This is a genomic window from Leisingera sp. F5, assembly GCF_001593695.1.
On record NZ_LUKH01000037.1, the window covers coordinates 1 to 12,900 of the forward strand.

Here is a 12,900-nt window from a genome sequence, read left to right on the forward strand (position 1 = left end):
ACGCAGCYACGCAGAGTTCGGGCTTTGATAGATGCAATCGTGGCGGGTTTTCGGGATGCCTAATCAGATGGCAAAGAACCAAGCGGCAGTGTTTGACGAACTCGCGGAAGCCAATTCTTGTCTTGGTTCCGCTTGGCGAACCTAAAATTGTGCTCCCGCTGCGAACGGCAGTAGTGACGGGCGCACCGCGGCATCGATAGAAGTTGTTGGAGGTCGGCTTTGGCCGACCTCGCTCGCGCGATATTGCTGCAGTTGCAAATTGCTGCAACTGCTTGCTCGGTAAAATGGGCTCGCTCCTGCCCTACGCTGCGGCGAGCCTGGGCGGGCGGTTCGAGCCGATTTTGTTGAAAAACTCCAAAATGTGAAAGTCGTGGTTTTCGCAGAAATCGCATGACACGCAAAAGTCACGCCAGATTGCGGATCCCAGATTGTGAGGTGGCGCTACAGGGCCGAAGGATGGAATTGGCCGACCCCCTCGCCGAATACGGCAACCCGCCCTGTGCTCAAAAAATTTCAGCAGTTTGCGCCGAATTCGGAGTTTTTCAACAAAATCAGCCCAAATCGAAAAATTCTGCGCCCGACACAGATGGCTGAAAACCGCACGGAGCGGCAGGCCGATGCCTTCAACCGTCACATCCGAAAGGAACGAAGGTACTGGCCATGCCTTCGTTCATCGTCATGATGGTCAGTAGGTTTGCGAACTCTACCTCTTTCTCTGATTGAGGGCAGACGCTTCCCTTTCCTTGGCATCCGCCTTCAATGAATTGTTCGTTTTGTTCCAGAAATCTCGGTTGCATCCCTGAAGCCCCGAGAAATCTGACTGCATCATCAACGGCTCGCCGGTAGAGAGCGCATTTTTGCTTGCTCCAACTGTCAGCTCCTATGCTCTCTGCTTGAGAGTTCCCAGGAGACACTGCGGCAAATACCCAAGACAGAACGGTAAGAAGCAATGGCTTAATCATCGGGGTTGGGATCCAGGGCGGGTAGCAAAAGGTTGGTTGTCAAGATACGGGCAAGCTCGGCCAGATGGTCGTCGATACTCTGAGGGTCAAGCCTGCTTTCGGCTATAAAGAACGACATCAAAAGCGGAGCCCGTGGCCGTTGCCGTTGGCATCCATGAACAGACAGAGGATGTTGCTGTAATCCCCCCAAACGCCTGCGATGGCGATTAGCGGGACGCCTTCGGGTAGTCGCAATGTCACTCCAGCCCCAGCGCATCTTTCTTGGTCTTTGCCCAGGTGGTGACAAGGTGGTCGACCATCAGCCCCATGAAAGCGACGGCAAGACCAAGCACCAGCCCTTTGCCCACATCGGTAGAAGACAGCGCGCGCTGCATTTCCTGGCCCAGGTCCTGGGTGCCGATGAAGGCGGCAATGATCACCATGAACAGCGAGAACATCACCGACTGGTTCACCCCGACCATGATGGTGGGCAGCGCCATCGGCAGGCGGACCTTCCATAGGGTTTGCATCCGGGTGGCGCCGGACATGTCAGCGGCTTCGATCAGGGTTTCGGGCACTTGGCGCAACCCTTCGATGGTGTAGCGCACCAGCGGCACGGCGGCAAAGAGGACAACCGCACCGATCACCGCCACATCGTTCACCCCGAACAGCATAACCACTGGGATCAGGTAGATGAAACTGGGAAAGGTCTGTAATGTGTCGCAGATCAGCAGCGCAATGCCGGCACGTTTCTCGTGAAACGATCCCCAGATGCCCAGCGGAAAGCCCAGCACAGTCGCAATCGAGACAGCGACGACGACGGTATAGACTGTGATCATCGCGCGGTCCCACCAGCCGGACATGGCGATGAGGCCGAAGAAGGCAACGCATACCAGCGCCGAGCGCAGGCCGCCGATGGCCCAGCCTGCGGCGGCCAGCAGCATCAGTACCGCGGCATACGGCATCCACAAGAAAGCATCGCGGATCGGGATCAGCACCCAGGTGATCAGAAACCAGCGCAGCCATTGAGTGACCGGATCAATCAACACGATGAACCAGTCTGCGACGGTATCAATCGGCTTGGAAATGGTGAAGGCATCGCGGCGACCGATCTGGTCCATCAGCGGAATGAACTGTGCAAGAACAAGGCAGGCAAGGGAAAGGCCCGCAGCGATCAGCAGAAATTTGTTGCGGACCGCAAAGGAGATGCCCTTCTCAAAATGCTCCGGCTGCTTGGTCGCCCAGGCCTTGGTGCAGCGGTCCAGCATGACGGCCAGCAGCACGATGGTGATGCCGATCTCGACCGAGCGGCCGATCTTCAGCGCCTGCAGCAATTGCAGCAGTTTCTGGCCCAAGCCGGGCATGCCGATGAAACTGGCCAGAACCACCATCGCAAGGCATTGCATGATGACTTGGTTCACGCCGACCAGGATCTCGGTCCGGGCGGTGGGGATGCGGACGTGGCGGAGCAGTTGCCAGCGGGTCGAGCCGCACATGTGTCCGCTTTCAATCACCTCATGCGGGACCTTGCGCAAACCCAGCAGGGACATGCGGATCATCGGCGGCACCGAAAAGATGATAGTGACGATGGCGCCCGCCTTGGGGCCGACTCCGATAAAGACAACCACCGGGATCATATAGGCGAAATGCGGCAGGCTTTGCGCGATGTTGAGGATCGGATTCAGGATCCGCTCAAAGTTTTTCGAGCGCCAGGCGAGGATGCCCATAACCAGCCCGAACAGGATCGAGAACGGGGCAGCGACAACGATAACGGAGAGTGTTTCCATTGCCCATTTCCACTGTCCCATGACAGCGATCCAGACAAAGGTGCCGCCGGTCAGCAGCGACAGCCGCCAGCCTTGCAAGGCATAGCCGATAACAAAGCCGATGCTGGCGATCACTGTCCATGGAATGGGGCCGACGCGGGGCCAGCGGTTCTTGCCGTAAAGCAAGTTGGCGGTCACATCGAGCAGCCATTCAACCCCATCAGCAAAGGCGCGGGTCAGGTAGATAAGCCCAAGATCATCGCGCAGGAAATTAAAGATCGCGTTGATCCAGTCGGCAAAAGGCAGCACCAGCCATTCAGGCGGCCTTACCAGCCCTGCAGGCAGCACGGCGCTGCCGGCCGCCAGAACGCAGGCCAGCGCAAACAGCGCCCAGCCGGTTCTGGCGCGTGTCCATGTTTGAGGTTTTCCAGAAAGAACCATGGTCTGATCTGTCATGATGGCTCTCCCAGAAGCACATCCAGCGCTTCCTGGCGGTTCATCGCGCCGATCAGCGCTCCGGAACCGTTGGCCACGGGCAGGAAGTCGCGGTTGTCATTCACGAGCAGGCGGGCCAATTCAGAGATAGTCTGTTTCTCGCCGATCGGCGTGCCAGTCAGGCTGTGGCCGTTCACGTCGCGTGCCAGAACGCCGGCGTGCACCACGCGGGATTTCTCGATTTCTTCAGTGAACTTGGCGACATACTCGGTGGCCGGGTTCAGCACGATCTGATCCGGAGTATCGCACTGTTCAACCACGCCGTCCTTCATGATTGCAATTCGGTCGGCAAGGCGCAGGGCCTCGTCAAAGTCGTGAGTGATAAAGACAATGGTCTTGCCAAGCATTTCCTGCAGGCGCAGGAATTCGTCCTGCATCTCGCGGCGGATCAGCGGGTCAAGCGCCGAAAACGGCTCGTCCAGAAACCAGATATCGGGCTCGATCGCCAGGCTGCGGGCGATGCCGACACGTTGCTGCTGGCCGCCCGACAGCTCACGCGGGAAATAGTCCTCGCGGCCGGAAAGACCGACCAGTTCGATCACTTCCAGCGCACGGGCGCGGCGTGCGTGGCGGTCCTGGCCACGCATTTCCAGCGGGAAGGCGACGTTGTCCAGCACGGTACGGTGCGGCAAAAGGCCGAAACTTTGGAACACCATGCCCATCTTGTTGCGGCGGAGATCAATCAGCTCCTTCTCGGACATCTCACCAATGTTCTGACCTTCGACCCGGACCTCTCCGCCGGTGATATCAATCAGACGGGACAGGCAGCGTACAAAGGTGGACTTGCCGGAACCTGACAGCCCCATGATCACCAGCATTTCCCCCTTGGCGATATCCAGGGAGACGTCGCGCACAGCCGCGATGTAGCCAGCCTGGCGGATCTCATCAAAGCCCGGGTTGCCGGTCAGCGACTTCAGATACTGTTCAGGTTGGGCGCCAAACAGTTTCCAGACGTTTTTGCAGGAAATGACGGGGGTGGCGGCGGTCATGGCTTATCTTTCGTTGGCAGAGGAACCGGGGCAGCGCGCCGCCCCGGAAAAAGGGTTTGGAGGGGAAATCAGGAGCCGGTCCAGGGCTTCCAGAGGTTCTCATTGGCTGCGAGCCATTCAGCAGCGGCGTCCTCGGGCTCCATCTCATCGATGTCGACCAGCTTGGCCATTTCTGCGATTTGCGGGTTGGTGAAGCTGATTTCGGTCAGCGTCTCATAGGCGGCCGGCCATTTCTCTTTCATGCCGTCCCAAGCGGCCTTCTTCAGGTAGCCGTTGGCCGGGTTGCCGCAATCATAGGTGGCGTCCGGGTTCGGGCCGACGGACGGGTCCTTGTCGCAGCCTTCGACCCAGGTGGGGAATTCGACGAATTCACCTGGCCAGACGGCTTCGGCAAAGTTCGGCGTCCAGTTGAAGATCACCACCGGCTTTTTTGTCCTTTCGGCAGCGGCAACTTCGGCCCATAGCGCCGAAGCAGACCCTGCGTTCACAACTGTGAAGTTCATGTTCAGCGCTTCAACACGCTCCGCGTCATGCTTGAGCCAGTCAACGGGGCCGCCCAGGAAACGGCCCTTGTCGCCCGTTTCAGGCGTGGCAAAGGCTGCAGCGCAATCGTTCAACGCTTCCCAGCTTGGCAGGCCCGGGCAGGCGTCCTTGGTCCAGGCCGGGTACCACCAGTCTTCGCGGGTAACGGCGTTGTGGTCGCCTGCGTCATGCAGCCCGCCTTTGGCCAGCGCTTCGTTGAAGGACTTGCCAAAGGCGCCTTCCCAGACTTCCAGTTCCAGGGTCACATCGCCAAGGCGGACGGATTCATAGACTGCCTGACTGTCGGTGGATACATATTCGACACTGTTGCCCATCGATTCAAAGATCTGTCCGACAACGTGGCTCATCACGATCTGGCTTGACCAGTTGTGGATCGGAATGATGATCGGGTCCGAGGAATCTTCGGCCATCGCCATCGGGGCCGTCATCATCATGGCCGCAGCGCTGGCCATTAGGTATTGCCGGTATTTCATGTGTGTCTCCCTGTTGTCGCAGCCCCGGTCCTGATGGCCTGAGCTTTTCCGTGTTTTGAAAGCCGGGCTTTCGAGACAAGAAGTTAGGCAGCAGTTGTGAACAGGTCAGCCCGGCGGGATGAACAGGCTGGTCAGTTATGTTAAAATTTGTTAACCGATAGGAATAATCGCGAGGGTTTCAAAATAATGGCGCATATTTTGATCATTGAGGACGAACCCGTCACCCGGGCCACTCTCGCCAGTTATCTGGATGCCCAAGGCTACAGTGTTTCGCAGGCTGAGACTGCCGAAGACGCGGAAAGCATACTTGAAGAACAAGATGTTGATCTTCTGCTCGTCGACATCAACCTGCCCGGAAAAGACGGGCTGCAGATTACCCGGGAACAGCGTGCCAAGTCCGAATTGGGGATCATCCTGGTGACCGGCCGGGATGATGAGATTGACCGGATTGTCGGACTGGAGCTAGGCGCGGATGATTATGTCTGCAAGCCCTTCAACCGGCGCGAATTGCTGGCCAGGCTCAAAAACCTGCTGCGGCGGACGCAGGATGTCCGGCGTTTGTCACGCCGGATCTACAAATTCGGGAAATTTCAATTCGACGTCGCGGCGCGGCATCTGCAAACGGTGCAGGGTGACAGCATTTCCCTGACCCGGGCCGAATTCGAAGTGCTGGACATGCTGATCAGCCGGCCAGGGGAGGTGGCTTCGCGCGATGCGCTGATGAGCCGGGTTACCCACCGGCAATACGGCGCAAACCCCCGCACCGTGGATGTGCTGATCCGGCGTCTGCGCGGCAAGCTGGAGGAGGATCCCGCCAATCCGCGGGTGATCACCACCGTGCATGGCGAAGGCTATGTGTTCACGGCGCCTTTGAACTGACGGTTTCACACTCGCGCAGCACTGCGGCCAGCGCCTCCAGGATCTGCGGAACCAAGACTGCCAGCTTGTCCAGATGGTCCTTGGCTGCGTCCATATCCCCTTTCTCGGCGTGTGTTTCCAATGCTGCCAGCAGCGCGGCAAGGTCCCGCTGTCCAAAGGTGCTGGCAGCCCCTCTGGCGCGGTGCGCTTCTTTTGCAAGCGATCCGAGATCTTCTGTTTTCTGAGCTTTGGTTATGCGGGCAAGGCCTTGCGGCAGCTCCTGTTTGAATATCCTTGCGATGCCGAATGCTTGCGTCGCACCCAAGTCCCGTATGTTTTCCTGCATCTGTTTGTGCAGACTGGCGCGGCGGTCCGGCTGTTCCGGAACAGCCTGGCGGGCAGACAAATAGATCGCGCCCTCGCGCCCCTGCATAACGCTGTCCAATGCCTTGGCCAGCCGTTCAGGAGAGACCGGCTTGGCGACGAAACCGTTCATGCCAGCCCGCAGGTGAGTTTCGATCTGGTCTTTTTGCACATGCGCCGAAATGCCGATGACGGGCAGTTCGGCAATCCGCCGGTCGGGCAGGGCGCGCAGGCGGCGGGTGGCTTCGGTGCCGCTGATGCCCGGCAGGTTCACATCCATCAGCACCAGATCAAAACCGGAGCCGGGCAGCAGTTCCAGCGCGCTTTCGGCGCTGCCGGTGCATTGGCAGCTGTGACCCATACGTTCCAAGTACCCCTGAGCGACCATCTGATTGATTTCGTTGTCCTCGACCACCAGCACAGACAGGGGGTGTTCGGCTTTCTTTGCCGGGGCCTGCGGCTCTTCAAGCTCCAGATCGGCAGGGTTGCCCGGTTCCAGTTCCAGGGTCAGTGTGAATACAGAACCCACGCCGGGGGCGCTTTCCAGCGACAGCCGGGCACCGAGGGTTTGGGCGAAATGCCTGCTGATTGCGAGCCCCAGCCCGGTACCGCCGAATTTGCGCGCAGTGTCTGTGTCTTCCTGTTCAAAGGCTTCGAAAATTCTGGACTTTGCCTCTGCCGAAATACCCTTGCCGGTGTCGCTGACCTCAAAGGTCACCCGGTGGCGCCGGCGGGCCTCATCAGTGGCTCGGACCCGCAAAATGACCTCACCTTCCTCAGTGAACTTCAATGCATTGGATAAGAGGTTGAAGAGAATCTGCCGGAGCTTGGCTGCATCTCCCTGCACGGCATCGGGTAGATTTTCAGGCGCATCCAGCCACAGATGGACGTCTTTGCTGTCCGCGCCGGGCCGCAGCAGCACGACAATGTCGGTCACCAGTTCCCGCAGGGAAAACGTGCTGATTTCCGGTTTCAATGCACCGCTTTCGATTTTCGAATAGTCCAGAATGTCATTCAAAATTTTCAGCAGGTTTTGGCCGGAGACCAGCGCGGCCCGCAGCAGCTCCATCTGCTTTGGCGGCAGGCCATCGTCCGATAGGCTGCGCAGCATGCCAAGCACGCCATTCATTGGCGTGCGGATTTCATGGCTCATCATGGCAAGAAACTCGGATTTGGCTTGATCGGCGGTTTCCGCTTTCTGCCGGGCTTCGTCATGTGCTTCGACTTCTTCTTGCAGCCGCTCGGTCTGTTCATTGACAAGGGCCTGCAGATTGTTGCGGTGTTCCCGAAGTTCCTGTTCATTGCGGTCCCGGACAGTCTCCAGTTCCAATTTGTCGATGGCTTGCTGGCGGAAAACCTCCACCGCGGCTTCCATCCGGGCGATTTCGTCATGCCCTCTCGGCCGTACCCGGTGGTCCAGTTGGCCCCGCATCAGAGCTGCCATCGTGCCCGACAGCTGATTCAGGCGCCGGGTGATACTTCCGCGCACATAAAACCACAGGACTGCAAGCGACAGCACAAACCCTGCAATTGCAGCAAAACCGTTGCGCAGTTGGGCCCGCTGAACGTCGAGAGCGGCAGAATTGCCGGACCGGATCACCCGCGCTTGGGCTTGGTCCGCGACGGCTGCGGCCTCGTCGCCAAGCCGCAATGCGGTTGTCTGCAGGCCCTGCTGAAGCGCGGTTATGCGGCCTTCAGTGGCCAGAATCCTGTCGCGCAGCACAAACAGCCCGATGTCCTGCTCCGAGACAGTGCGCAATTGCGCGGCATAGCCTTCGGCCTGCTGGCGCCGCCCAGGGTCGCGGATCGCCTTGATCCGGCGGGACACCACAAGCAGCCGGCTGGTCAGTGAGGCCTCGATCTCACCCAGTTCGGTTTCATCGCCGGCGTCTTCGATCCGGTTGATCAGCAGCCCGATTTCGGCAGTCTGCGAACGCAGTTCGAACATCAGGCCCAGTTGGAACAGGTCAACCTCGATCAGCTTGTCCAGCGTATCTGTACGGGCCTGCTCCTCAATCGGGGAGGAACCTGGGCCGTAAAGACTGGATATCACCGCAGTAGTACCCATCTCGGCGTTTGCCACCAAAGTGTCGGCCATGCTGAGCAAGTTGTTCGCAGCAGAAAGATTTAGTCCGGCCAGCTGGTTGAACTCGCTGTGCAGGGCGATGCGGGTTTCGACCAGGGCGTTCAGCAGCGGCAGCACGCGGGATGCCTCCGTCACTGTGTCACGCAGCCGGGCGGACCCTGTGCCGCCGGCTGTCTCCAACGCCTCAAGCCGCCGGGTAAGTGCTTGGACTTGGGCGGACAGGAATTGCGCGCGGTTTTCCCGGTCGGACTGGGTGTTAACTGCGGCCAGCTCCGGAGCGATTGCAATGATGCGGGTGCTTTCCTCGGCCATGCCGCGGACTTCGGCAATGGCGGGTATGGTCTGACTGATGACCTCTGCCTGGCGGCGTGCAAGCACCCGCAGTTCGACCAGGCCAAGAATGCCCGCAAGGGTCGGCAGCCCTGCAATGACGACGAATGCGAGGCTTAATTTTCCGCCAAGACCAAGTTTCTTTAACATCCCTGAACTGTCGCGCGCATTTGCCTTTTCTGCAATTTTGAATTTCCCTTTTGCATTCTGCTGCCTATCCTCAGTGCCTGGAAGGGATTTTCATGCGCGCACTTTGGTTCCTGTTCTTCTCAGTGTTTTGCACTGCAGCCGTCGCGGACGGCTGGCGCCTGCAGGTTCCACGAACCCCGTTCGACTACGAAAGCGGATACGAGACTGCAGATTATCAGCCGTTAGAACGCGCCTCGCAGATATGGCGGCTGTGCATTGCGTATCCGCATCTGAAGGACGCCTATTGGCTGAGCGTCAACTACGGAATGGTGGCGGAGGCTGCGCGGCTGGGGGTTTCCTTCAAACTGGTTGAGGCCGGCGGGTATCCGAACTTGCAGCGGCAGATCCGCCAGGCCGAAGACTGTGTGGAGGCGGGGGCAGATGCCCTGATCCTGGGGACGGTCTCTTTTGCGGGTCTTACCGGAACGGTGGAGCGGATTGCGGGACAAGTTCCGGTAATTGCAGCGGTGAATGATATCGCCGATGCGGGGATCACTGCCAAGGTCGGTGTGTCCTGGACGGAAATGGGCGCTGTTGCCGGGCGCATCATCGCTGCGCGGCATCCCAAGGGCACACCGCCAGTGAAAGTGGCCTGGTTTCCCGGTCCCGAGAATGCGGGCTGGGTGAAATTTGTTGAGCAAGGATTTCGCGCGGGGCTGGCGGAAAGCTCGGCGATGGTTGCGGTGACGAAATACGGAGACACCGGCCGGGAGATCCAGGTTCGCCTTGTCGAAGAGGCGCTGGATGAGGTGCAGGATCTGGACTACATCGCCGGATCTGCACCTGCTGCCGAGGCTGCCGTGTCGGTCCTTCGGGCCCGGGGTTTGCAGGGGAAGGTTCAGGTTGTGTCTGACTACATGACCCATGCCGTCTACCGGGGTGTTCTGCGGGACCGCATCATTGCGGCCCCCACGGATTTCCCTGTTCTGCAAGGGCGGCTGGCGGTGGAAATGGCGGTGCGGGCAATTGAGGGAAAGCTGAGCGTTAAACATACCGGGCCGGAAATCCAGGTTTTTGATCAGAACTCGCTGCGCGGGGATATGCTGGAGCAGTCTCTGGCGCCGGCAAGTTTTGTACCGGTTTTTGATTTTCATCCGCAACGGTGACGGTGCTGCGGCGGCATTAGACCGGCAAGCGGCAGTTTTGTTGACCGGCGGCGTGTGATCCAGCATCCTTATCCAAAGATTGCGGGATACCAACAGGCAGCCAGCGGACTTTCTGTGGCGGCCGTTTCAATGAGGTCTGCCCCATGCAAAAGGCGCAGCAGAAGGGATATGTTCTGGACACCCACCGGCTGTGCGATCCGGCGCAGACGCTGGCAGTTGTCCGGCCGCATCTTGCCGGCATGGGCATCACCCGCATTGCAAATCTGACCGGGCTGGACCGGGTCGGATTGCCAACCGTTATGGTGACACGGCCGAATTCCCGCTCCGTTGCCGTGGCGCTGGGCAAGGGGCTGACGCTGGAAGCGGCGCAGGCCTCGGGGGTGATGGAAGCGATTGAGACCTGGCACGCGGAACGGATCATACTGCCCTTGCGGGCCGCAAGTTATCAGGACTTGCAGCAAGACGCATTGGTTGCGGATGTTGAGCGGCTGCCCCGTGTGACCGGCGGGAACTTTGATCCCTGCCATCCGATGCTGTGGATCAAGGGCAAGGATCTTGCGTCAGGCCAGCCGCATTGGCTGCCCTACGAAATGGTTGACACCGACTATACCGCGCGGCCCTGCGGCGGTCAGGGGGCGTTCCCGCGCACAACCAACGGTCTTGCGTCCGGTAACAGCTTGGCGGAAGCCACCTGTCACGCGATTTGCGAGTTGATTGAAAGGGATGCGATCACGCTGTGGCAGCATGCACTGCCGGGTCCGCGTATCGATCCCGAAACCATTGACGACCCGCGCTGCCGCGCGGCGCTGGAACGGTTTGCTGCAGCCGGATTGAAAGCCGGAGTTTGGAATATTGCCTCGGACACCGGAGTGGCGGCGTTTCATTGCATGATTTGCGAAGCCGGCAGCCGGCCCGGTCATATCGGCATTGGCAGCGGCTGCCACCCGGACCGGGCCATTGCCCTGCTGCGGGCGCTGACCGAGGCGGCACAGACGCGGCTGACCTATATCTCCGGCGCGCGCGACGATCTGGATCCGGATGAGTTTACCCCAAAGGCGTCGGCAGAACGCGCGCAGTATGTCCGGGCGGTGCTGGCTCGAACCGAACCGGTGGGCCGGCTGCAAGATTGCCCGTCCTACTCATCACCGTCGTTCGAAGATGACCTGGCATGGCTCCTGAACCGGCTGGAGGATGCGGGGATGGAGCAAGTTCTGACGGTCGACTTGTCGCGTCCGGGTCTGGGCATCTCTGTGGTGCGCGCGGTGATCCCGGGACTGGAGGCACCGCATGACGATCCGGATTTCATAGCAGGCCCGAGGGCCCTGAGAACAGAGGAGGCGCAGGTTTGACGGCAGTTGTTTTTGCAGGCCCGACAATCAGCACTGGGGAGGTCCGGAACCTTCTGAATGCCACTGTTCTACCGCCGGCTGGTCAAGGCGACATTTACCGGGCCGCCCGTCAAGGGGCGACGGTCATCGGCTTGATCGACGGATACTTCGAAGGCGTGCCCTCGGTCTGGCACAAGGAAATCCTGTGGGCGCTGGAGCAGGGGATCGCGGTGTTCGGCAGCGCCAGCATGGGGGCACTGCGGGCCGCTGAGCTGTCTGCGTTCGGGATGGTTGGCACCGGGGACATCTATGAGGCCTATGCTGCGGGTGAAATTTGCGACGATGACGAAGTTGCTGTTCTGCACAGCCCGGCAGAATTGGGCTTTGCACCGTTGAGTGAACCGATGGTCTCGATCCGGGCAACCGTGGCGCGCGCGGTAGATGGCGCGGTGCTGGAAGCGGATCAGGCGGCGGAACTTCTCAGAACGGCCAAGCAACTATTTTATCACGACAGGACCTGGGAACAGATCCTTGCGGGATTTGCGGATGCATCCTGGCTTGACAGGTTTTCGGCCTGGCTGGAAACCGGGCGGGTGGATGCCAAGCGCGAGGACGCGCAGAAGATGCTGATCCGTATGGCGGCGTTTCTGGAGACGGGGGGAAAGGCTGTTTCCATTCCGCCTGAGAAAGTTGAACGCTCGCTTGCCTGGCAGGGTTTGGTGCGGCGGATCGAGGCGGAGGCGTACAGCCTGCGTGATGCGGACCTGCAGGTGCTGGATGAGTTGCGCCTGGAGCCGGAGCGCTTTGGTGAATTCCGGACCCGCGCTGCAGTTCGCTGCTTGGCGCTGGAGGATGCCAGGCGAAAGGGGCTGCGCGCGGACCGGCAAGAGGTTTTAGAGCAATTGAACAGCCACCGGGAAACACTCAAGCTTTTCCGCAGTGCCGACCTCAAACAGTGGCTGGCTGAAAACAGGCTGACTGCTGACGGGTATGAAGCACTGCTTGGAGGAGCAACGCTGGCTGGCATCGCCGTGAATGCCTTGGGCGAACAGTTGGACTTGCACTTGCTGGCAGAGCTTCGGCAGGCAGGCGCCTATGCTCAGTTGAAATCCCGTGCGGTTTCCAAGTCGCAATGGCTGGCTGAACAAAACCAGCCGGGCAGCAACCAGCCTGAACAGGACCGGGTGCGGCTGGCCCTCTGGTATTTCGAAACACGCCTGCAGCGGGAAATTCCGGATAACCTGGATGAATATGCCTCGGGTATCGGCCTTAAAGACCTTGATGAATTCTATGCGCTGATCCGGCGTGAATTCATGTATCATCAAAAGGGAAAAACACAGTCTGCACCAGAAAGCAGGGGCTAGGCAGGGCACATACGGTGAAACCTCCGCAGAATTGGAGGGCACATGGACGACACGTTTGAGATGGCGGAG

At 59.6% G+C, this 12,900-nt stretch carries 9 protein-coding genes; 4 read left to right on the top strand and 5 right to left on the bottom strand.

Going from position 1 to position 12,900, the window contains the following annotated elements; genetic code table 11:
- Positions 1-1,079: 1,079 nt before the first annotated feature.
- From A2I95_RS20100 to A2I95_RS20115, 4 genes are all read right to left on the bottom strand, one after another.
- Entirely contained in the window at positions 1,080-1,202 is a 123-nt protein-coding gene (locus A2I95_RS20100) for a hypothetical protein (RefSeq protein ID WP_291732577.1), read from the bottom strand.
- Positions 1,199-3,163, bottom strand: a complete 1,965-nt coding sequence (locus A2I95_RS20105) for a proline/glycine betaine ABC transporter permease (protein ID WP_291732579.1) — start codon at positions 3,161-3,163, stop codon at positions 1,199-1,201. The genes A2I95_RS20100 and A2I95_RS20105 overlap by 4 nt, the downstream gene beginning before the upstream one ends.
- Positions 3,160-4,191, bottom strand: coding sequence for a glycine betaine/L-proline ABC transporter ATP-binding protein (locus A2I95_RS20110; RefSeq protein ID WP_291732581.1), 1,032 nt, complete (start codon positions 4,189-4,191; stop codon positions 3,160-3,162). The genes A2I95_RS20105 and A2I95_RS20110 overlap by 4 nt, the downstream gene beginning before the upstream one ends.
- A gap of 68 nt (positions 4,192-4,259) precedes the next feature.
- Positions 4,260-5,207, bottom strand: a complete 948-nt coding sequence (locus A2I95_RS20115; RefSeq protein WP_291732584.1) for an ABC transporter substrate-binding protein — start codon at positions 5,205-5,207, stop codon at positions 4,260-4,262.
- Between the two features lie 186 nt (positions 5,208-5,393).
- Between A2I95_RS20115 and A2I95_RS20120 the strand changes: the two genes are divergently transcribed.
- Positions 5,394-6,086, top strand: a complete 693-nt coding sequence (locus A2I95_RS20120) for a response regulator (protein WP_291732586.1) — start codon at positions 5,394-5,396, stop codon at positions 6,084-6,086.
- On the opposite strand, the gene torS is transcribed toward A2I95_RS20120, so the two are convergent.
- The gene (torS, locus tag A2I95_RS20125; protein WP_291732588.1) at positions 6,067-8,994 is read right to left on the bottom strand and encodes a TMAO reductase system sensor histidine kinase/response regulator TorS; all 2,928 of its coding nucleotides are present in this window, start codon (positions 8,992-8,994) and stop codon (positions 6,067-6,069) included. The genes A2I95_RS20120 and torS overlap by 20 nt on opposite strands.
- A 92-nt stretch (positions 8,995-9,086) precedes the next feature.
- On the opposite strand from torS, the gene torT reads away from it, so the two are divergent.
- From torT to A2I95_RS20140, 3 genes are all read left to right on the top strand, one after another.
- Positions 9,087-10,139: a TMAO reductase system periplasmic protein TorT gene (gene torT, locus A2I95_RS20130; RefSeq protein ID WP_291732590.1), complete on the top strand. Its 1,053-nt coding sequence runs from the start codon at positions 9,087-9,089 to the stop codon at positions 10,137-10,139.
- Positions 10,140-10,282: 143 nt separating this feature from the next.
- On the top strand, positions 10,283-11,488 hold the full coding sequence (locus tag A2I95_RS20135; protein WP_291732592.1) for a YcaO-like family protein: 1,206 nt from the start codon (positions 10,283-10,285) through the stop codon (positions 11,486-11,488).
- Positions 11,485-12,831 carry a TfuA-like protein gene (locus A2I95_RS20140; RefSeq protein ID WP_291732594.1) on the top strand — a complete coding sequence of 449 codons (1,347 nt, stop codon included), beginning with the start codon at positions 11,485-11,487 and terminating at the stop codon, positions 12,829-12,831. The genes A2I95_RS20135 and A2I95_RS20140 overlap by 4 nt, the downstream gene beginning before the upstream one ends.
- Positions 12,832-12,900 lie beyond the last annotated feature (69 nt).